Origin of the sequence: Myxococcus sp. CA040A, assembly GCF_013336725.1 — a bacterium.
In the GTDB taxonomy this organism is placed as follows: Bacteria; Myxococcota; Myxococcia; order Myxococcales; family Myxococcaceae; genus Myxococcus; species Myxococcus llanfairpwllgwyngyllgogerychwyrndrobwllllantysiliogogogochensis.
This window is the reverse complement of sequence record NZ_JABUMR010000004.1, coordinates 44711-66429: the sequence shown is the minus strand read 5'-3', so window position 1 is coordinate 66429 and position 21719 is coordinate 44711. Positions and strand designations below refer to the sequence as shown.

Genomic DNA, 21719 nt, shown 5'->3' with positions numbered 1-21719 from the left:
GTGACGGCTACCTTGTCCGACGTCGTGCCGCACGGCGCTCCGCCGGTGCCCGTCGACAAAAAGGAAGGAGCGCCATGGCGGAGCCCATGACCTCGCTGGAGTCCGGAGTCCAATCCCACCTGCTGTCCGCGGTCTTGAATCCCGAGCAGGTCCGACTGGACGTCTGGAACCGCTTGCGGGAGGAGATGTCCCGGCTGGAGGCGCGGTATTCGGAGGGACAGGTGTCCTCCGACGAGCGCGTGAAGCAACTGCTGTCGCTCTTCGCGGAGGTGCACCCCATCGAGCGGCTCTTCGTGTTTCCGGGCGAGGCGCGCCTGCTGCGCCTGGCGGAGATGGCGCGCCGACATGACGTGGAGGAGCTGGCCGAAGAGGTGCGGCGGCTGGTGGGGTTGTTGAGCCGTCACAGGGACCGCGCCTGCCTGGTGTCGGAAGTGGATGGCGAACGGTCCGGGGCGGTGGGGGAGCTGGGTCCGGAGGGCTCGCACTACTTCACCACGCTGGTGGTGGATGACATGGAGGCCGAGGACTTCGCGCGGGTCCATCGCGGCATGGTGGATGCGCAGCGCGGGGAGCGGCAGTTCATCTACGAACTGCTCCAGGTCCGCTCGGTGGAGGACGCGCTGATGGCGGTGCTCGTCAATGACGACGTGCAGGCCTGCGTCGTCCGGCAGGACCTGCCCCTGCGCTCACGCTCGCCGGTGAAGCAGCTGCGCTCCACGCTGGAGCCCATCCTGGCGGAGGCGGAGCGGCGGGGTGAAGCGGCGAGCCTCGTGGTGGCGCGCTGGGTGCGCCAGCTGCGCCCGCATCTCAACATCTACCTGATCACCGACGAGTCGCTGGTGAGCCGGGAGCTGCACACCGAGCGCCTCTTCGATCGCGTCTTCTACCGGTACGAGTCCGCGCATGAGCTGAACGTCACCGTGGTGGATGGCGTGCGCGAGCGCTACCGCACGCCGTTCTTCGATGCGCTCAAGCACTATGCCTCGCGGCCCATCGGCAACTTCCACGCTCTGCCGATTGCCCGGGGGCACTCCGTCTACAACTCGCGCTGGCTGCGAGACATGGGGGAGTTCTACGGCCCCAACCTGTTCATGGCGGAGTCGTCCTCCACGGCGGGCGGCTTGGATTCGCTGCTGGATCCCACCGGCTCCATCAAGGAAGCGCAGGAGATGGCGGCGCAGACGTTCGGCGCGCAGCGCACCTTCTTCGTCACCAACGGCACGTCGACGGCGAACAAAATCGTCCACCAGACGTTGCTCCAGCCGGGTGACGTGGTGCTCATCGACCGCAATTGTCACAAGTCCCATCACTACGGGCTGGTGCTGGCGGGGGCGCAGCCTTTGTACCTGGATGCGTATCCGGTGCGTGAGTACGCCATGTACGGCGGCGTGGCGTTGAGCACGCTGAAGGCGAAGCTGCTGGAGCTGAAGTCGGCGGGGCGGTTGGACAAGGTGAAGCTGGTGGTGCTCACCAACTGCACGTTCGACGGGCTCGTGTATCACCCGGAGCGGGTGATGGAGGAACTGCTCGCCATCAAGCCGGACCTGTCCTTCCTCTGGGACGAGGCGTGGTTCGCCTACGCCACCTTCATGCCGTTGGCGCGTCAGCGCACGGCGATGGCCGCGGCGAAGCGCCTGGCGGAGAAGCTGCGCAGCCGCTCCTATCGCGAGGAGTATCGGGCGTGGCGCGCGCGCCGGGGGGATGGGGACCCCGCGGCGGGTGCTCGGGCGATGGAGGAGCGCCTGATGGCGGACCCGGACAAGGTGCGGGTGCGCGTGTACGCCACCCAGTCCACGCACAAGTCGCTGTCCGCCTTCCGGCAGGGCTCCATGCTCCATGTCTGGGATGAGGACTTCGAGCGGCGCGCGTCGGCGGCGCTCACGGAGGCGTACTACACGCACCTCACCACGTCGCCGAACCATCAAATCGTGGCGTCGTTGGATTTGTCGCGGCGGCAGGTGAACCTGGAGGGCTTCGCGATGGTGAAGGAGGCGTTCCAGCTCGCGATGCGGACGCGGGAGCGCCTGCGGGAGGACCCGTTGCTGCATCGCTACCTGCGGCTTTTGGACGCGGAGCAGGTGGTGCCGGAGGTGTTCCGCAAGTCGGGGTTGAATCGCTACGTGGGCCCGGGCTCGGCGGGGGTGGATGACATGACGCGGGCGTGGAGCCAGGACGAGTTCGTGCTGGACCCCACGCGCATGACGCTCTTCACCGCGCTCACGGGGCGCAATGGCTTCGAGTTCCGGAGCAAGGTGTTGATGGACCGGCTGGGCATCCAGGTGAACCACACGTCCATCAACACGGTGTTGCTGAACGCGACGATTGGCGTCACGTGGGGTTCGCTGTCCTTCCTGTTGGATGGGCTGCGGCACGAGGTGGAGCGACTGGAGTTGGCGTTGTCCCAGTCGACGGAGGTGGAGCGCCGGTTGTTCGACGCGAAGGTGCGGTCCATCACCGAGGAGCTGCCGCCACTGCCGGACTTCAGTGGCTTCCATCCGGCCTTCCAGCCGTCAGGGGGCGTGGGAGAGGGAGACCTCCGCGCCGCGTTCTTCCTGGCGTACGGCGAGGAGAACTGCGAGTTCGTGCCCCTGACGGAGGCGGGCGCGGCGCTGGAGTCGGGGCGTCCGTTGGTGTCCACGCGCTTCGTGGTGCCGTATCCGCCGGGCTTCCCCATCCTGGTGCCGGGGCAGGAGGTGAGTCCAGGCATCGTGGAGTTCATGCGGAAGCTCGACGTGAAGGAAGTCCACGGCTACCGGCCGGAGCTGGGCCTGAGCATCTTCACGGAGTCGGCGCTGGAGCGCGTGGCGAGCGGAGGCGCGCGCGAGCTTCCAGAGCCACGGGCCCGAGGCACGCGTCATGCGCCAGGGAAAGGCCCGGTGCCCGCGCCGCACTGAGCCGCCAGCTCAGGCATGCCACGTGAGTGAGGAGTCCACCCTCGTCACGGCGGGGAGTGAGAAGAAGAACGTGGTGCCGAGGCCCGGCTGGCTTTCCACCCAGACGCGGCCACCATGGGCCTCGGTGATTCCCCTGACGATGGTGAGCCCCAGTCCGGCACCTTCCTTGTGCCGGCTCTTCGCCTGCCAGAAGGGCTCGAAGAGGTGGGGCAGGTCGTCGACCGGAATCCCGGAACCTGTATCGCTCACCGAGCAGCGAACCATGTCCCCCCACGGCTCCGCGCGCAGCGTGACGACCCCCCCCATCGGCGTGAACTTGAGGGCGTTGCCAATCAGGTTGGAGAAGAGCTGCAGCACCCGGTCCTTGTCGACGAACACGTCCGACACATGGGGCTCGACATCGAGCTGGAGGTGGACGGAGCGGGCGTCGGCGAGCGCGCGGTGTTGATCCAGCGCCTCCTGGAGCATCGCCACCGTCGACTCCGGCCGGCGGTCCACCGTGAGCTGTCCGCCTTGCATCCGCGCCACGTCCAGCAGGTCCTCGATGAGCGTGGTGGCGCGGATGACCGCCTTCTGGATGGAGTTCAGCGGCCGGGAGTCCGCGAGCCGCTCCTCCGGCGAGCGCTTCATCAGCGTCCCCGCGCTCAGCGCGATGACATTCAGCGGAGAGCGCAGGTCGTGCGCCACGATTCGCAGCACCTCGTCGCGCAGGAGCGTGGCCTCCTCGGACTGGGCATGCAGGCTGGCGTTGTCGATGGCGAGCGCAGCGCGGCGGGCCACCTCCTCGACCAGCGCCAGGTCTCTTGCGCCATAACGCCGCCCGGACTCGGACGTGCCCAGGGCGACCACCCCGAGCGTGTGTCCTCGCGCGCTCAAGGGCACGACGATGCAGGACTGGGGCGCGAGTCTCCGCAACATGTCCAGGTGCTGGGGCTCCTCCGCCGACGCCTCCAGCAACGCCAGGGGCACTTCCTCGAGCAGCAGGGCCTTGCCTGACTTGAAGACCTCCGCCAGGAGGTGGCCTCGCCGGAAGGGCGTCTGTGGATACAGGTCGAACATCGCCTCCAGGAGTCCGGACTTCTCCGGCGAGGCGGCAAGGGATTGCCTGCGCAATACCCGTCCACCCTCGTCGAGCAACGCGACGAGGCAGAAGTCCGCGAGCGTCGGGACGACCAGCCGCGACACCGTGGAGAGCGTCGTCTGGGGGTCCAGGGAACTGGCGAGCCGAGGCCCGGCCTCCGCGAGCAGGAGCCAGTCGCTCTCCAGTCGCTTTCGCTCGGAGATGTCCAGGACCTGCGAGATGAAGTGCAGCGGCCTGCCCCGGGAGTCCTGAACGAGGGAGGCCGTCAGCAGCGCGTCGACCAGGTGCCCCTGCTTGTGGAGATAGCGCTTCTCCAACTGGTACGACCCCTGTTCCCCGTCGAGCAACCGCTTCACCACGAGCAGGTCCTGCTCCAGGTCTTCGGGAAAGGTGAGGTCGTGGAACGTCATCTGGAGCAGTTCCTCGCGCGAATATCCAAGGATCTGGCACAGCGCCTCGTTCACGTTCAGCAATCGTCCCTCCAGACTGACCAGGCACATGCCGATGGGCGCGTGCTCGAACGCGGCGCGAAAGAGCTCCTCTCGATTCCGACGGGCCTCCTCGGCCCGCTCGCGAGCACTGATGTCCCGGAGGATGACGACGCGCTGCTTCGTTCCATCCACCCACACGTCTGCCAGGGTGGCTTCCGCCGGGAACACCTCGCCCCCCTTGCGAAGCCCGAGGAGTCGACGGCGCTCCTCGCGCGGACTCACGCTGTCTCCCAGCGGCTCTTGCAACAGCAACCCCATGGGCTGTCCCAGCGCGTCGCTCACGCTGTAGCCGAAGATTCGCTCCGCGCCGGTATTGAAGAGGGTGATTCGCTGGCGCGCGTCGATGGTGATGATGGCGTCGGCCGCGTTGTTGACGATGCCGGAGAAGCGCGACTCCGAGTCGCGCAGCGACTTCTCCACCCCGCGCTGGCTCGCATCCAACAGGGACAGGGCCTTCGCGTTGCGCGCCAGGATGGCCAGGAACGTGGCCACCGTGACGAGCGCGAACACGGAGGTTCCGAAGGGGGCGGAGTGAAGCCCCAGCCGCTCGCTGAACAGCCGCAGCCCCCAGACGATCAGCGGAATGAGGATGGTCGCTGGCAGCAACCTGCGCGCCATGAGGCCGCCCGCGTCATCCCGGAGCAGCACGCCCATCAGCCCCTGCCGGGGATGCACGGAGAGCACGCCGAGCGCCAGCATCAGGAACAGGAGCGCCGTGTGCAACGCCATGGGTGAATAGCTCCCGAGCCTGTCGAGCCCGGGCAGGAGCGTGAGCGGAGCATCCTCTAGGTACACGTAGCTGATGAGCGCCTGCGCGGCGATGAGCACGACGAGCAGCGCCAGGGGCCGGGCGGGATGCCAGCCTTCTCGTGTCCTGACGTGAAGCAGCAGCAGGGCACCGCCCATCAAACAGAGGCTCAGCGCCGTCAGGGGAGAGGGGCGACCCGGCGGGCTCGGTGACAACCTGCGCAGCGTGTTCGCGAAGAGGAGGCGGTCAATGCCCAGGTCCGTTCGTGCCACGTACTGGACGAGCACGAGCCCTCCGAGCAGGAGGACGAACAGGGCCATGGCCTGTCCGGTCGTCCGTCTGAGGCGGTTCGTCGGCTTGTCGTGCAGCAGCCAGAGCGCCATGCCCACGAGGAGCAGGCCCAGGGCCGTGTTCGGCATCATCATCCCGGCACCCGGCAGGGTCACCACGCGGGTAAGCCGCTCGCTGGCGAGGGCCCAGCCGACCAGCGCCGTGGTCGTCACCAGGACGGCCATCAGGCACACGGCGGGGACCAGCCAGTCGAGCACCCTTTCAATTGGGTGCGGAGAGTTACTGGGGCGCGCTGCCGTCATGGGGCCGCGGTGGGTTCCGTCGCGAGGTCCGTTCAAAGGGTGCGAGCGTGGAGTTCACTCACCGCACCCGGGATGAAACTTCCATCCAGAAACCTGGAGATGCCCCGGCGTGAGGACCAGGGCGGGGCCCCGGTCAATCCACCGCCCGCCTCATCGAGTGCCCGCCTCGGGCGGTTCCTCGTGGGAGTGGGCCTCCCAGCGAATCCAGCGCAGGTCCCTCACGAAGAGGGTGTAGAGGACGGGGACGAGCAGCAACGTCAACACCGTGGCCACGGTGAGCCCGCCAATCTGCGCGTAGCACAGCGGTTGCCACAGCGGGCCGCCATGCAAGGCGAGTGGGATGAGGCCCAGCACGGTGGCGGCCACCGTCACCAGCACGGGCCGCAGGCGGTGCACTCCCGCGTCGAGCAGTGACTCGCGCAGGGACTCTCCGCGCTCGTGAGCCTCTTCGATGTAGTCGAAGAGGACGATGATGTGACTGACGATGACGCCCATCAGGCTGATGATGCCCAGGAAGGCCATGAAGCTGAACGGCGCGCCCATGATGACCAGGGACACCAGCGCCGCCGCCGCGCCGAAGGGCAGGGCCGCGAAGACGACCAGCGGTTTGACGGCGTTCTTGAACTGGATGACGAGCATCACGTAGATGGCGACGATGAGCATGCCCAGCACGACGACCATGCTGGAGAAGCTCTTCTTCTGTTCCTCCGCCTCGCCGCCAATCTCCATCGTGTAGCCGATGGGCAGGCTCTTCTGGAGTGCATCGAGCCCGGGGCGCGCTTCCTTCAGGATTTCCGACGCGAGGACGCCCTGTTGGGGAAAGGTGGAGACGGTGATGGTGCGGAACTGGTTGCGGCGGCGGATCTTCTCCGTCTGGAGCGAGTAGGTGACGACGGAGACCTGCCGCAGCGGGACTTTTTGAGGCCCCGTGCGGGAGCTGACGTAGAGGTTCTCGATATCGCCCAGCTGGGCGCGCTCCTCCGCGCGGAGCCGGGCGACGATGTCGATTTGATGAATCCCCTCGCGAAGCTGTCCCACCGTCATGCCATTCATGGCGACGGCGGAGGACGTGGCCACGTCCAGGTTGGTGACGCCCGCGAGGTTTGCCCTGTCCGGGTCCACCTCCAGCTTCACGGAGAACGTGTCACTGCCCCAGTCATCCCGGGTGCGAGCCGTCCCGGGGACGGAGCGGAAGAGGGCCTTGGCGCGCTCGGCGATATCCCGGAGCAGGGAGATGTCCTCGCCGGAGATGCGGATGGACACGGGGATGCCCACGGGCTTGCCGGTCTCCAGCTCCCGCACGTCGATGCGCGCGCCGGCGATTCGCCGTGACAGCGCCTCCTGGAACAGTGGCACCAACACGCGGGTGTCTTCCTTGTCTCGGACCTGGACCACGAGCTGTGCGTAGTTGAACTGTTGCAGCTCGGGCGCCACGGAGAACCAGAAGCGCGGCCCTCCGCCGCCGATGAACTCCGTCACCGACTCGAGGATTTCGTGGGGCGGGTCGTCGCCCTTCGCGTGGGCCTTGCCGTAGTCCTCGGCCACCTCCTGGAGGATGCGCGTGGCTTCGCGGGCCGTGTCTCGCGTGGCGGTGAGCGTGGCGTCCTCGGGCAGCCAGACGTCCACGTAGGACAGATAGGACAGGTCCTTGGGGAAGAAGGCGGACCTGACGCGGGTGCCCACCAGCGCGCCCGCGATGAGGATGACCAGGGCCACGCCGACGACGAGGAGGCGGTGGTCGATGGCCCAGCCGACGACCTGCTGGTAGCGCATCGTGAAGCCCCGCGTGCTCCGCTGCCCGGGCGCCAGCTCCGCGTGGGTGGGCGCGCGCAGGATGGTGGAGCCCAGCAGCGGGATGAACGTCATGGAGACGATGCGCGAGGCGACCAGGGACAGGGTGAGGACGATGGGCAGCGTGCGGATGAAGCGGCCCGTGTCCCCGGGCAGCGCGAGGAAGGGCAGGTAGGCGGCGATGTTGGTGAGGGTGGCGAAGAGGATGGCGGTGGCCAGTTTCGTGGGCCCGAGCCATGCGGCGATGCGCGGCTTCCAGCCCATGGACAGGGAGCGTTTGATGGCGTCGCTGGCGACCACGGGGTCATCCACCAGCAGGCCCAGGGCGATGATGAGCGACGCGATGGAGATCTGCTGGAGGTCCACGCCGAACACGTGCATCAGCCCGAAGGTCATCGCCAGGGTGATGGGGATGGACAGGGCCAGCAAGAGCGCGGTGCGCCACTCCCAGAAGCCGATGAGCGCCACGAGGACGACGAGGATGATGGCCTCGTAGAGCGACGACATGAACAGGTCGACGTTCTCCTTCACCTGGAGCGGCTGGTCCGACGTGCGACGGATGACGAGGTCCTCGGGCAGGAGTCGCTGGACGTGTGTCAGTTCCTCGCTCACCACCTTGCCGAAGTGGTCGATCTGCTCGCCGGGCCTCATGTTGACGGCGAGGGTGATGGCGCGGTTGCGAACGAAGTGTCCCTGGGCGTCTCGCGCATCCAGGTAGTTCAGGAAGCGGGGCGGGCTCTGGTAGTCGCGGCGCACGTCCACCAGGTCGCGCAGGTACACCGGGGAGCCGCCGCTGGGGGTGGTGAGGATGTCACCCAGTTGCGTCTCGCTGGTGAGCTCGCCGGACGGGTCGATGGTGATGCTCTTCCCGCCAATCTCCAGGATGCCGCCGGGCGCGGTGATGTTGCGCGCGGAGATGATGTTGGCGAGCCCGGACTGGTTGACGCCATAGGAGGCGAGCCGCTCCTGGGAGTACTCGAGATAGATTTTCTCCGGCAGCACGCCGCTGCGGGTGACCTTGGAGACGACGGGCAGGCGCTGAAGGTGACGCTGGAGGGTGTCCGTGAAGTCGTCGAGCTGCCGGTGGGTGTAGCGGTCCCCCGCGTTCTCCGTGAGTCGCGCCCGTGCGTCCTTGGGTGAGCGCACGACGATGGGGCGCCACACGTCGGGGTGGAGCTCGGAGAGGCTCAAGTGGTCCTGGGCGAACGCGCGCAGGTGTTCCAGCAGCGCCGTGTCCTCCAGCGACGTGGCCATGTCCACGCCGATGAAGCCGGGACTCTGGATGAGTCGGGCGTCATCCGTCTCGGGCAGCGTGTCGAAGAACCTGCGCGCCTGGTCTCCCAGCCGCTGCATGGACGTCGCGTTGATGGCGGGTGGGAAGCTCACCACCACCGTCGCGCGGGGAGCGTCGGATGCCGCGGCGGAGCGCACTTCCTCGATGGCCCGGGCGATGGCGCGTGAGCGCAGCTCCAGCTCCACGTCGTTCGCCTTCGGACTGGCCACCGTGAGCATCAGCGTGGCGGTGTCGCCAAAGTCCTTCAGGAACTGCACGGGGCCGGCGCCACCAGGCAGGTCCCGTATCGTGTCGAGCCGTCCCTGGATGTCGTCGAACTCCTTGGCCCGGTCCGTCACGTCCTCCTTCAGCGTGACGTAGACGACGGAAAGGCTGGTGCGGCTGATGGACTCGATCTTCTCGACGCTGGCGTTCTCGGAGATCTTCTGTTCGATGCGGCGGGTGACGAGCTGCTCGATCTTCTCCGCCTCGGCGCCGGGCCACAGGCAGGTGGCCACCGCGACGCGCACGGCGATGACGGGGTCCTTCGCCTTGGGCATCTTGAAGTAGCCGTAGACACCCCACGCCAGGGTGAAGGCGAGGAACACCCAGGCCACCTGGCGTTTCTCCGTGAAGTAGCGCGCGGTGTTGTGCTTGTGGCGCACCAGCGCTTCGTCGCGAGCCCGCTCCGCCTGCTCCGGCGTTGGAGGTGTCCCGGGCCCGTCGGTGGGGGCGCTCAAGGAATCACCTCGACCGCTTCACCGTCCGACAGGAGGCTGGCGCCGGTGACGACGATGCGCTCACCGGCCTGGAGCCCTTGCTTCACGGGGATGACGTTGCCCAGGTATTCGCCGAGCGTCACCTCGCGGGCTCGTACCAGGGCCTTGCCGTCCTGCTCCTGGAGGATGAACACGGCGAAGCCGTCCGGCTTGCCGGGCGCGCGGACGATGGAGGACAGCGGCACGAGCAGCTCGGGCTGGAGTCGGGCGGAGCCTCCATCGCGCAGCGACAGCGCGGCCACCATGCCGGGCTTGAGTCGCTGGTCGGCGTTGGGGATGGAGACCTCCACGGCGAAGACGCGACTCTTCGGGTCGGCGGAGGGGGCGATGCGGGAGATGCGTCCCTCGAACTGCTGGCCGGGGAAGGCCTGGGTGATGACGGCCTGGGGCGCACCGAGTCGGACATTGGGCAGCAGGGTGTCCGGGACGCCGAACACGACGCGGACGGTCTGCGTCTCCGCGACGGAGAAGGCGACGGTGCCGGGCGCGGCCAGGGCGCCGACCTCCACGGCGCGCTTGAGCACCACGCCCGTCAACGGCGAGCGCAGCTGGGTGTCGTCGAGCGCCGTGCGGGCTTCGTCCACGCGAGCCTGGGCGACGGCGGCGGCCGCCGCGGCGCTGTCTCGCTGGGTGCGTGCGGCGTCGAGCTGCGCGGGTGTCTGCACTTCGGCGTCGACGAGCTTCGTCGTGCGGTCGAAGTTGATCTGCGCCTGTTCCTGGGCGGCACGGGCCTGGGCGAGGGCCGCGCGGGCTTCGGTGAGCTTCTGCGAGTAGTCCGTCTTGCGCAGCGCCGCCAGCTCCGTGCCCTCGCGGACGTTGTCGCCTTCCTGGAGGAGGCGGGGGCGGCCGTCGACATCGCGCACCTTGGCGATGGACTCCACGTAGCCACCGACCTTGAAGGCCAGGTCCACTCGGGTAGCCGGCTGAATCTCCGCGGAGAAGCGCGCGTTCGCCGTCGTCCCGGCGCGGCCCACGGTGGCGATGCGCACCGCGGTGGGAGGTGCGGGCGGAGGCTGACTTCGTCCGCAGGCGAGCCCGAGCAAGGCCCACCCGAGGAGAGTGAAGGCCTGGAACGACATCCTCATGGTGCGGGCTCCTGCGATGCGGCAAGCGTGTTGCGTGAAGGACAGCCCCGGAGGACCGGGGCCATCTCGTGGGAAAGCTCACCACGCTGAAGCGGCGTCTCGGGTGTGGGTACGGGGTGGTGGGCGTTGCGTGTCACGCGCTCGACAGGGAAGAGCGCGGGGATGCTCAGAGGACGACGAGCAGCCCGAGTGAAGCTGTCGGGTAGACCTGCCGCAGCTTCAACTCACCGGCGGTGACGCGAAGGGCGCGAGTGTCCGTGAAGGTGAACCCAGGCCCGCCGCGCGCCGTCAGTCCGAGCCGCCCGGCCCCCGGCCGCCACATGACGCCCACCGCCGGCTCCAGGAACGCCGTGGTGCTGGCGCCCTGCGACGGGCCCTTGCCGGAGCGGGCCACGAACTCCTCGAAGCCCGCGGTCACGCCCACGAACGGACGCAGCGCCCCATTCGCGAGCGTCAACACCGTGTAGCGCGCGTCCGCGCCCACCGCGTAGTTGAGCTTCACCTCGCCCAGCTCCGCCCCGTCGAAGCGCGTCCTCACGCCCACCGTGTTGCCCCACTGGCCCGCGCGCGTCATCAGGCCGAAGGAGAAGGGCCCGTCGAACGACGGCGAGATGTCCAGCCGGATGCCGTACATGGACGCGTCCAGGGCGGGCGGCTGGAACTCCAGCAGCACCGCCCCTCGCCGCTCCCGCTCCTGCGGAGGAATCCGCTCCCCGGCGTCATCGGCCAGGGCGGGCGCCCCCAGCAATGCCACCGACGCCAGGACCGCCTTCAGGGCTCCTCGTGACTGGATTCGCATCGTGCTCTCCTCTTAGTCATTCGACTAAATTAGTTACACGACTAACTAAAACCGGGCTCGAGGGATGTCAAGGCGACCGGGCAGCCGGGGTGGGGCACCCTTGCGGGTAGGTGTGTGGCGTCCTATGGGGGACAGATGGCCCGTCCACGCAGCGCAAAGACACCGTCCAGTCCTCCCCCGGAGCCGGCGGCCCCGGGCGTGCCGGATGCGCGGGAGCGCCTCATCGCCGCGAGCTCACGCGTGCTCGCGGAGCGTGGCTACGACGCGACGACGGTGAAGGAGGTGGCGCGCGTGGCGGGGGTGAACCAGGGGCTGGTGCACTACTACTTCGGCAGCAAGGACGCGCTGCTGCTGGCCGTCACACGCGAGCACAGTCAGCAGTACGCGGAGGAGCTGCGCCAGTTGCGGGAGGAGACGCCGCTGGAGCAACTGGCGGACACGAGCTTCGCGTGGGGAGAGAGTCACCTGCGCGAGTCACCCGCACAGTTCCGCCTGCGCTATGAGCTGTTCGCGTTGGGGCTGCGCAATCCGGAGCTGACCTCCGCCGTCGCCGAGCTCCAGGCCCAGGGCGACATGGAGGTGGCGCGGACGGTGGCCCTGTACCGGGGTGGGGACGCGGCGAAGCCGGAGCCCACCGACCTGCACTACGCGGTCATCATCAAGGCCTGCTTTGATGCGCTCGCGCTCCAGGCGCTGTTGGATCCGAAGTTCGACGCGGCGCCCATCTACGCGCTCTTGAAGCGCATGGTGCTGTCGAGCGTGGATGGACCCGGGAGCGCGAAGCCCGCGCGGCGAGGGACCAAGGGGCAGGCACGGCGAGGGAAGACTCCGGCTCGCCGTCGTCGGGTGCCTCGGCCGCCTCGCTAGAGGGCGGTGCGTTGTCCTGGCGTGAGGAACCTCACGCGTCGGTCTCCGCGAAACGCGGTGCGTACGTCGGCCTCGGTGGAGAGGGGCTCGAAGGTGCCGTAGTGCATGGGGATGATGAGAGAGGGGCGGAAGTACTTCCGGATGGCGAGCGCCGCGGTGCTCGGCCCCAGCGCCCAGCGTCCACCACCGGCGGCGAGCAGCACGATGTCCGGATGGAAGAGCTCCTGGATGAGCGACATGTCGCCGAAGAGCCAGGTGTCTCCCGTGTGGTAGAGCGAGCGCCCGTCCGCGAAGGTGAGCACGTAGCCCAGTGGCCTGCCCCCGGGCTCTGTCGAGTGCATGGCGGGAACGGCATGGACCTGGACGTCGCCGATTGTGAAGCCACCGCCCACGTTGACGCTGTGCTGCTGCGCCTCGGGAATCTTCATCGCGCGCAGGTGCTCACCCGTGGTGACCACGAGGGCACCTGTCACGCGGGCCAGCTCGGGGACATCACCGGCGTGGTCACCATGTGCGTGCGTCACGAGAATGGCTGCGGGTTTCTCCTCGGCGTAGCGGGTGAGTGACTTCCACTCGGTGGGGGTGCTCGGGTTGTCCGTCAACCAGGGGTCGATGAGCAGGCGCGTGCCTCCGGGCGAGATGACCTCGAACGCGGCGTGGCCGAGCCACGTCACGCGAAGTCCGCTGGAGGGTTCGAGGGTGGCGCTCGCGGTGGACGTGGGCCGGGGCGCCGACGCGGCGAAGGCGGGCATCGCGAGCGTCAGCGAGAGCAGCAAGCACGGCATGAAGGGGTGGGGGCGGCTCATCGACACTCCTCGGTCGAACGGGCTCGCGACCGTGGAGGCGCGAGCCGTCATGGGGTGCACCGAGGAATAGAAGGGGGACGGCGTGCGGGGCTTGGGCGTTATTGACGTTGAATCGCGCGCGCGTACTGGCCCGGAGTCATCCCGACGATGCGTCCGAAGTGGCGGTTGAGCTGGCTCTGGTCATAGAGCCCGACCTCCGCGGCGACGGTGCCCGCGGCGAGTCCTTGTGCGAGCAGTGTCCTCGCCCGGGCCACGCGCAGATGCGTGACGTACTCGTGCGGTGGAAGTCCCAGCTCTGAGCGGAACACACGCAGCAGATGGAACTTGTTGAGTCCCACCGCGGACGCGAGCGTCTCCAACTCCACGTTCAGGGTGAAGCTCGCGTGCAGGTACTCGCGGGCGCGTGACACCGCGGCGCGGTGTGGGGCAGGGGAGGCCGGGGGCTTCGTCTCTCCGTACTCGGTGAGCAGGGCCTCGAGTGTCTCCGCCACCAATGATTCGCACTCCAGTGTGTCCTGCGTCCTCCGGGCCAGTGCGTCATGGAGCGCGAGGGCCGTGAGTTCCGTGCGGCCCTCGCCCTGGGACAGCGCGGTGCGCAGATGGGGCGTCGCCGCGAAACCCAATTGGAGCGAGGCCTGTCGCACCAGCGCCGGCGAGAAGGCGACGGACTGCGCGGTGACAGGCGCGTGGACTCGCTCGTCGCGGTGAACCTCGCCCGGCTCCTTGAGCTTGATCCGACGTCCGGGGCCATGTGTCCAGGTGCGCTTGCGGTACCAGAAGTCGAAGGCACCCGCGTACGTCACAGTGAGGCCGTAGGCCGTGGAATGTCCCGTCCACAGGCGGGTGTCATTCTCCACTCGGACGACTTGCACCTCGGGAACCGAGAGAGGGCGCCAGGTGATGACGGTGGCGGGGCGCGCGTGTGGCATGGTGTTTCGTCCTTGATGCTTTCTATCTCACGTTTAGGGTGCTTCACGAGGTAAGGGGCGTCGTGACAGTCGGGGGGGCGCGCTAAAAGCGCTGAACCGGGCCTTTTCTGGCGGCCTACCGGGCCGGAGGATGGAGACATGCCAGGAGCCACAGGCGGTCAGAGCGTGGGGGGCGCACGCATGGGGACGGATGCGGAGGGCGCGTTGCGCGCGGTGCGGTCGCTCGTGGAGCTGGACGAGACGGAAGAGGCGGCACAGCTCTACGAGGAGCTGGGGGCCTCGCAGCGCGAGCGACTCCGAAAGCAGGCGGCGCAAGGGCCGGCCAAGGAGCGGCGAGGCCTGGTGGAGGTGCTGCGCCGCGCGCGCGACTTCCTGGGTGCCGCGCGATTGATGGATGGCAGCGGCGACGACGCCGCGGCCGCGGACCTCTACGTCCAGAGTGGTCAGTACATGGAAGCGGCGGAGGCGTGGCTGCGCGCGGGAGACTCCGAGCGAGCCGCCGCGGCCTTCGAGCGGGGCGGAGCCCTGGAGCGCGCGCTGGAGGTCTATCGCGGCCTGGGGGCGCGGGAGTCCATGGCGCAGTGCCTGGTCCGGCTCAAGCGGCTCTTCGACGCGGCGGACCTCTACCGTGAGCTGGGCCAGCCGCACGCGGAGGTGGAGGCCCTGGGCGGCGTGACGCCCGAGGACCCTCGCTACATCGAAGCGGTGCTGCGCATGTGCCGGCTGCTGGACGTGGAGGGCTTCACGCACCAGGCGCTCGCCGTGCTGGTGGACGCGTTGGCCAGCTCCGAAGTGGCGCGCTCGGAGCCCGCCATGGTGACCGAGCGGGCACGGCTGCTGCGGCGCATGGGGATGAACGCGGAGGCGGAAGCCGTGCTCGGCCGACGCAACGCGACCAGCGCCACGCCGGTGGCCAACGGCTATCGCTTCCTCAAGGCCATTCCCATTTTCAGCGAGCTGACCCTGGAGGACATGAAGGACCTCTACCGTCAGGCGCGGCAGGTCGTGCTCGCGCAGGACTCGGTGGTGCTGGAGAAGGGCGAGCCGGGGGTCGGGTTGATCGTGCTCCTGGAGGGGACGGTGGACGTCTTCAGCGGTCCGGAGGCGGACGCCCGTCAGCTCAACTCGCTGGGACCGGGCGCGTACCTGGGAGAGATTTCGCTGGTGCAGGACGCACCGGTGTCCGCCCACGTGCGGGCACGCACGGCCGTGCGCGCGCTGCGCATCAGCCGTGTCGCCTTCGAGCACTACCTGGACACGCACGAGGCCGCCGCGCTGCGCATCTACCGCCTCTTCACCCAGAACCTCGCGGAGCGGGTGCGTGCCCTGAGCACCTGACGTCGCGACGGCACGGCGTCACTTCCAGGCGCAGCCCTTGATCTTCTTGCAGAAGGCCGAGTTCGTGGCCTTCTTGCAGTCCATGGCGATGCCCATGCACATCTTCGAGGCGTACGAGTAGGAACAGCCGGGCTGGCTGTTGCAGAAGACGCTCGAATACACACCGCAGAAGGTCGCCTTCCCGGTGCACTGGCCGCCGCCTTCGTTCGCCACCGTGTCCTCCGCGGCCTTCTGCGTCCCGTCCTTCGGGGGCGACTCCTTCGCCTTCCCGTCCGCCGAGTCCTGGGGCGCGGGGGTGGCGGGTTTCGCCTGGGTATCCTTGTTTTTTGTGTCGGAGGAGGGCCCCTCCGCGCTGGCGGGAGCACAGGCGAGCAGCACCGCGGTCGCCAATCCCATGACGAGTCCCAGCCGCTCTGCGTGGCGAAGCATATGCCGTCCTTTCGGCGCGGAGCCCGGTGGCCCCGCCGTGGTTTGAACAGGCCAGTGTAGAGGACTCCTTCCGGGCGTGGGGGTGGTGGCGTGCTCGGCGGCCTGCCTCACCCAAGGGGGTGGGTCCTTTTCGCGCGACTGTCATCGACGGGGATGGCTCGCGCGGATAACATGCTGGGCTTCATGGCCAGGCAGGATGGCGCCAGCGAAGATCCCGACCGGGGGCGGCGCATCGGAAAGTACGAAATCCTCACCCGCCTCTCGATGGGCGGAATGGCGGAGCTTTTTCTCGCCTTCACCTCGGGACCGGGCGGCTTTCGAAAGTTCGTCGCCGTCAAACAGATCCTCCCGGACATCAAGAAGGACGAGCAATTCGTCCAGATGTTCCTGGATGAGGCGCGAATCACGGCGGCGTTCTCGCACGCGAACATCGGGCAGGTGTTCGACCTGGGCGAGGACGGCGGCGAGCTGTACCTGGCCATGGAGTTCCTGCCCGGGCAGAACCTGGAGCAGGTGGTCAAGGCCTCCACGCGGCAGCAGTACGGGTTGCCGCTCGGCTTCATCGGGCGGGTGATTCGCGATACCTGCCTGGGGCTGCACTACGCGCACCACTTCACGGACCCCTCCGGGCGTCCGGTGTCGGTGGTGCATCGCGACGTGTCTCCGAAGAACGTGATGCTCACCTATGACGGGGTCGTCAAGGTGATCGACTTCGGCATCGCCAAGGCGCGCGGCCGGCTGGGCCGTACGCAGGTGGGCACGGTGAAGGGGACCAGTGGGTACATGTCCCCGGAGCAGGTGCGTGGCCAGGGGATGGACGGCCGCAGCGACTTGTTCTCCGTGGGGGTGATGCTGCACGAGATGCTCACCGGCCAGCGGCTGTTCAACGGTCCGCACGAGGCCGCGGTGATGCTGCAGATCGTGGAGGCGAACGTCGTCTCGCCCCGCGCGGGCAACCCGGACATCCCGGAGGCGCTGGACGCGGTGGTGATGCGCGCGTTGTCGCGCGACGTGGCGCAGCGCTTCGCGAGCGGCCGGGAGATGGCGCGCGCCATCGAGGCGGCGCTGGGGCCGGAGCTGTTCGACGAGGACGGCATCACCGAGGTGATGGGCGCGCTGTTCCAGGAGAAGCGCCAGAAGACGCGCACGCTCCTGGAGCTGGCCAGCAGCGCCGAGGACGCCCGGGTGAGCGAGGTTGCCGGCGCGCTGCAACAGGATGAAGTGGCCGAGCCCGGAGCCGCCACGCGGGTTCCCACGCCGCGAGCGAAGGTTCCGCCAGCAGGGCCCTCTTCGACGGCGGTGCAGAGCCGCACGGACGTGAGCAGCGCGCCCAAGCCGGTGCCGCAGCGACGTCCAGCGGCGCCGACGGATTCGGAGCTCTCCACCCGCGTGGGGGTGGGCAGCGCGCCCAAGCCGACGCCGCAGCGCCGGCCCGCCACGCCGACGGACCCGGAGATACCGACGCGCGCGGGTGCCGGCAGCGGGCCCAAGGCCGTACCGCAGCGAAGGGCCGCGTCCGAGCCCACCTCGGCGACGCCGCGCAAGCCTCGGCTCGCCCTGGAATCAGGGCTCTCTCGTACGCCCCGGCCCCGACCCGAGGAGTCCGCGGAGGATGCGGAGTCTCTCGACGAGCCGAGCGACCTCTCGACGCAGCAGTTCCGCACCCGTCCGCCGCGTCCCGGAGCGAATCAGGCGGGCGCGCGAGCGGGGCGTGGCGCCACGCGAGGTGACGCGGAGCGCTCGGACACGCCTCGGCAGACGCCTGTCGCCAAGCCGCCGTCGCGCTGGATGGGGCGACTGGTGATGCTGGTGGTCCTGGGCGGGTTGGGCTGGGCGGCGACGCTGCCCTCCGTCCGCGCGCAGTTCCTTCCCGCCGTCGACTCCGCGAAGGCCTGGGTGAAGGCGGAGTTGGATTCGCAGCCCTCGAAGGACCCCGCGGCGGAAGCGCCGTGGCCTCCTCAACAGAAGCCGGGCCCGCCGCCGGGCTTTCCTGGCACGACGGCGCCGGTGGACCCACGTCCGGGGGCCCAGGCCGCCGCGCAAGAGCCCGCACCGGAGCCCGTCGAGAAGCAACCCGCCGCACCGGAGCCGTCTGGCACGCCCGCGGTGCGCACCGCGTCCGTCACGTCCCCGCGCAAGGGGAAGGACGCCGCGACGTCGCCGACCGGGAAGGGGGTGGCGGAGGCCTCCGGCAAGCCCACCCCGCGCCGCGCCGAGAGCAAGGCCAAGGATGTGCCCGAGCCGGTCACCACCGTGACGCAGGACCCGGACATGCTGGCGGAGGTGATGGACACCAGCACGCCCAAGGGCGCGGCGAAGGCGGGCCTGGGGTGGATCACCCTCTACACGGTGCCTCGGGCGGCCGTGTTCGACGGGGCCACCCAGTTGGGTACCACGCCGCTGCTGAAGTTCCCCCTGCCGGTGGGAACCTACAGCCTGAGGTTGGTCGACCCCACGGATGCGGAGGCGGCGAGCCGTCGTTTGTCGGCGCCCGTGCGTCCCGGCGAAGTGACCAAACTGCAGATTCGACTGGCGGACCTCCCCCTGTACAAGGAGTGAGCGCCGTCCTTGACGCCCCCGGACCCCCTCACTAGGGTCCGCGGGCTCTTCCTTCGACGCAATGCGAGAAGGACACCCAAAGCTATGTATTTCCAGGATCTGATCTTCACGCTCCAGAAGCACTGGGCCGACCAGGGCTGCATCAACACGCAGCCGTACGACCTCGAAGTCGGCGCGGGCACCATGGCCCCGTACACGTTTCTTCGCGCGCTCGGTCCGGAGCCCTGGAACGTGGCGTACGTGCAGCCCTCGCGGCGCCCCGCGGACGGCCGGTTCGGAGAGAACCCGAACCGCCTGTTCCAGCACCACCAGTTCCAGGTCATCCTCAAGCCCGCGCCGAAGAACGTGCAGGAGCTGTATCTGGAGTCGTTGCGGAAGATTCGCATCGACCCCCTGGAGCACGACATCCGGTTCGTCGAGGACGACTGGGAGTCCCCCACGCTCGGCGCCTGGGGCCTGGGCTGGGAGGTGTGGTGCGACGGGATGGAGGTGACGCAGTTCACCTACTTCCAGCAGTGCGGCGGCTTCGACTGCAAGCCCGTCTCCGCGGAGCTCACCTACGGGTTGGAGCGCATCTGCATGTATCTGCAGAACGTGGAGAACGTCTTCGACATCGAATGGGTCAAGGGCGTGAAGTACCGCGAGGTGTTCCACCCCAACGAGGTGGAGATGAGCAGGTACGCGCTCCAGGAGTCGGACGCGGGCATGCTCTTCGCGCTGTTCGACGCGTACGAGAAGGAGTGCAAGCGCCTCATCGAGCGTCAGCTGCCGCTGCCGGCGTATGACTTCGCGCTGAAGTGCTCGCACACGTTCAACCTGTTGGATGCGCGCGGCGCCATCTCCGTCACGGAGCGCGCGGCGTTCATCAAGCGCGTGCGCGACAACGCGCGGCTGTGCGCGGAGGGCTACCTCCAGATGCGCGAGCGTCTGGGCTACCCGCTGTTGAAGACGCCGTGGACGGTGGGAGAGCAGCCGGCCCTCCTCGAGGGCAAGCCCGCCAGCGAGTACTGGAAGACGGTTCAGCTCAACAAGCCGGTGGAGAAGAAGGAGAAGGCGGAGGTGGCTCGTGGCGCGTGACCTGCTGCTGGAAATTGGCGCGGAGGAGATTCCCGCGTCGTTCATCGGCCCCGCGCTGGAGGACCTGCGTCGCGCGTTGACGGAGCGCATGGCGGAGGCGCGCCTGAAGCACGGCGAGGTGAGCGTCTACGGCACGCCCCGGCGACTGGCGGTGCTGGTGCGGGACGTGGCGGACTCGGGCGAGGACGTGGTGAAGGAGGTGCTGGGGCCCAGCGCCAAGGCCGCGTTCGACGCCGAGGGCAAGCCCACCAAGGCGGCGGAGAAGTTCGCCGAGAGCCTCAAGCTGTCGGTGGACAAGCTGGGCCGCTCGCAGACGGCGAAGGGCGAGTACCTGTCCGCGCGCGTCGAGGAGAAGGGGCGTCCGGCGGCGGACACGCTGAAGGACGCGCTGCATGTCGCGGTGCACTCCATCAACTTCCGCAAGTCCATGCGCTGGGGTGACGTGGAGGCGTCCTTCGCGCGTCCGGTGCAGTGGTTGGTGGCGCTGCTGGGCGGCGACGTGATTCCCGTCGTCTTCGGCGACGTGAAGAGCGGCCGCACCACCCACGGTCATCGGTTCCTGGCGCCGGGCGCCATCGAGCTGAAGGCGCCCGCGGACTACGAGGCCGCGCTGGCGAAGGCGCACGTCGTCGCGGACATCGCGAAGCGTCGCGCGCAGCTGGTGGAGAAGTTGGCGGCGGCGGCCAAGGCGGCCGGCGGCAAGCTGCTGGAGGACGAGGGATTGGTAGACCAGGTGACGAACCTGGTGGAGCTGCCCAGCCCCGTCGTCGGGACGTTCGAGGAGCGGCACCTGGACCTGCCCCCGGAGGTGCTGGTGCAGGAGATGAAGAGCCACCAGCGCTACTTCTCGCTGGTGGACGGGGCGGGGAAGCTGCTGCCCAAGTTCATCGCCGTGTCCAACACGCCCGTGCGCGACGAGCAGTTGAGCCTGCGCGGCTACCAGCGCGTGCTGCGCGCGCGTCTGGCGGACGGCCGGTTCTTCTACGACGAGGACCGCAAGACGCCGCTGATGGACCGCGTGGAGAAGCTGGGCCGCGTGGTGTGGCAGGGGCAGCTGGGCACGTATCTGGAGAAGGTGGAGCGCTTCCGCACGCTGGGCGTGTGGTTGGCGGTCCAGACGAAGCGGGCAGGGGAGAGCGCGACCATCGAGCGCGCCGCCACGCTGGCCAAGGCGGACCTCGTCACCGGCATGGTGGGCGAGTTCCCGGAGCTCCAGGGCGTCATGGGCCGCGAGTACGCGCGCGCCAGTGGCGAGCCGGAGGCGGTGGCCCAGGCCATCTTCGAGCACTACCTGCCTCGCGGCGCCGAGGACGCGCTGCCCACTCAGGACGCGGGCGCGCTCATCGGCATCGCGGACCGGCTGGACTCGCTGTGCGGCATCTTCGCCATTGGCAAGGCGCCCAGCGGCGCGGCGGACCCGTTCGGGTTGCGCCGGGCGTGCATCGCCATCATCCGGCTGGTGCTGGGCCGGGGCTATCGCTTCAGCCTGGCGGGAGCGGTGGACGAGGCGCTGCGGCTGCTTGCGCCCAAGCTGACCAACGTCAAGCGCAAGGCGGGTGATGCCGCTCCGCGCGAGCAGGTGCTGGAGTTCTTCCGGGGCCGGCTCAAGTCGCTGTGGGGCGAGCAGCACCGCACGGACGTGGTGGAGGCGGTGCTGGCGGCGGGGTTCGACGACCTCGTGGCCGCGCACAAGCGCCTGGAGGCGTTGAGCCTCATCGTCGGGCGCGCGGACTTCCAGCCCCTGGCCGTGGCCTTCAAGCGCGTGGTCAACATCGTGGAGAAGCAGGGCCGCGACGTGGCGGGCGGGCAGACGCAGTCCCAGAAGCTGGTGGACGACGCCGAGCGTCAGCTCCACTCCGCCTTCACCCAGGCCCGCAACTCCGTGGCGGGGTTCGTCCAGTCGGACGACTTCTCTGGCGCCCTGAAGGAAATCACCGGTCTGAAGCCCGCCGTGGACACCTTCTTCGACAAGGTGATGGTCATGGCCGAGGACAAGGAGCTCCGGGAAAACCGTATCCGGCTCCTCACGGAGATTGGCGCCCTGTTCAACCAGGTGGCCGACTTCTCGAAGATCCAGGCCGAAGCGGCCGCCTGACCGCCGTCTGGCGGTTGCCTGCCCCCCGGGGGATGAAGCACGTCCCTGGGGGTCCCAGTTCGTCTGCTGGAGGGCTCCCGGGAAT

At 68.7% G+C, this 21719-nt stretch carries 13 protein-coding genes; 6 read left to right on the top strand and 7 right to left on the bottom strand.

Annotated features, from left to right (window positions below; genetic code table 11):
* Positions 1–74 precede the first annotated feature (74 nt).
* Complete coding sequence (locus HUA75_RS17365; RefSeq protein ID WP_217446142.1) at positions 75–2894, top strand: aminotransferase class I/II-fold pyridoxal phosphate-dependent enzyme; 2820 nt, start codon at positions 75–77, stop codon at positions 2892–2894.
* Positions 2895–2903: 9 nt separating this feature from the next.
* On the opposite strand, the gene HUA75_RS17360 is transcribed toward HUA75_RS17365, so the two are convergent.
* The 4 genes from HUA75_RS17360 to HUA75_RS17345 form a co-directional block, all read right to left on the bottom strand.
* Positions 2904–5762 carry a PAS domain S-box protein gene (locus HUA75_RS17360; RefSeq protein ID WP_371746131.1) on the bottom strand — a complete coding sequence of 953 codons (2859 nt, stop codon included), beginning with the start codon at positions 5760–5762 and terminating at the stop codon, positions 2904–2906.
* A 195-nt stretch (positions 5763–5957) separates the two neighbouring features.
* Positions 5958–9611: an efflux RND transporter permease subunit gene (locus HUA75_RS17355; protein WP_174487067.1), complete on the bottom strand. Its 3654-nt coding sequence runs from the start codon at positions 9609–9611 to the stop codon at positions 5958–5960.
* Positions 9608–10735, bottom strand: a complete 1128-nt coding sequence (locus tag HUA75_RS17350; protein ID WP_141646782.1) for an efflux RND transporter periplasmic adaptor subunit — start codon at positions 10733–10735, stop codon at positions 9608–9610. Before HUA75_RS17350 ends, HUA75_RS17355 begins: the two co-directional genes overlap by 4 nt.
* A gap of 166 nt (positions 10736–10901) precedes the next feature.
* Positions 10902–11534 (bottom strand): hypothetical protein, encoded by a 633-nt coding sequence (locus HUA75_RS17345; protein ID WP_141646781.1) that lies wholly within the window; start codon positions 11532–11534, stop codon positions 10902–10904.
* Between the two features lie 135 nt (positions 11535–11669).
* Here HUA75_RS17345 and HUA75_RS17340 point away from each other — a divergent pair, with 135 nt between their 5' ends.
* On the top strand, positions 11670–12401 hold the full coding sequence (locus tag HUA75_RS17340; RefSeq protein ID WP_174487066.1) for a TetR/AcrR family transcriptional regulator: 732 nt from the start codon (positions 11670–11672) through the stop codon (positions 12399–12401).
* Here the strand turns inward: HUA75_RS17340 and HUA75_RS17335 are convergent.
* Together HUA75_RS17335 and HUA75_RS17330 are read right to left on the bottom strand one after the other, a co-directional pair.
* On the bottom strand, positions 12398–13207 hold the full coding sequence (locus HUA75_RS17335) for a metal-dependent hydrolase (RefSeq protein WP_174487065.1): 810 nt from the start codon (positions 13205–13207) through the stop codon (positions 12398–12400). The two genes, HUA75_RS17340 and HUA75_RS17335, sit on opposite strands and share 4 nt — an antisense overlap.
* 98 nt (positions 13208–13305) lie before the next feature.
* A complete protein-coding gene (locus HUA75_RS17330) occupies positions 13306–14136 on the bottom strand; it encodes a helix-turn-helix domain-containing protein (protein WP_141646778.1) in 831 nt (276 codons plus the stop codon).
* Between the two features lie 138 nt (positions 14137–14274).
* Here HUA75_RS17330 and HUA75_RS17325 point away from each other — a divergent pair, with 138 nt between their 5' ends.
* On the top strand, positions 14275–15474 hold the full coding sequence (locus tag HUA75_RS17325; RefSeq protein WP_141646777.1) for a cyclic nucleotide-binding domain-containing protein: 1200 nt from the start codon (positions 14275–14277) through the stop codon (positions 15472–15474).
* Positions 15475–15492: 18 nt separating this feature from the next.
* Here the strand turns inward: HUA75_RS17325 and HUA75_RS17320 are convergent, their stop codons facing one another.
* Entirely contained in the window at positions 15493–15903 is a 411-nt protein-coding gene (locus tag HUA75_RS17320) for a hypothetical protein (RefSeq protein WP_174487064.1), read from the bottom strand.
* Between the two features lie 183 nt (positions 15904–16086).
* Here HUA75_RS17320 and HUA75_RS17315 point away from each other — a divergent pair, with 183 nt between their 5' ends.
* The 3 genes from HUA75_RS17315 to glyS all read left to right on the top strand — a co-directional run bounded on the left by HUA75_RS17315 (position 16087) and on the right by glyS (position 21634).
* Positions 16087–18462: a serine/threonine-protein kinase gene (locus HUA75_RS17315; RefSeq protein WP_174487063.1), complete on the top strand. Its 2376-nt coding sequence runs from the start codon at positions 16087–16089 to the stop codon at positions 18460–18462.
* A gap of 84 nt (positions 18463–18546) precedes the next feature.
* A complete protein-coding gene (gene glyQ / locus HUA75_RS17310) occupies positions 18547–19539 on the top strand; it encodes a glycine--tRNA ligase subunit alpha (RefSeq protein WP_141648943.1) in 993 nt (330 codons plus the stop codon).
* Positions 19529–21634 (top strand): glycine--tRNA ligase subunit beta, encoded by a 2106-nt coding sequence (gene glyS, locus HUA75_RS17305; RefSeq protein WP_174487062.1) that lies wholly within the window; start codon positions 19529–19531, stop codon positions 21632–21634. Before glyQ ends, glyS begins: the two co-directional genes overlap by 11 nt.
* Positions 21635–21719 lie beyond the last annotated feature (85 nt).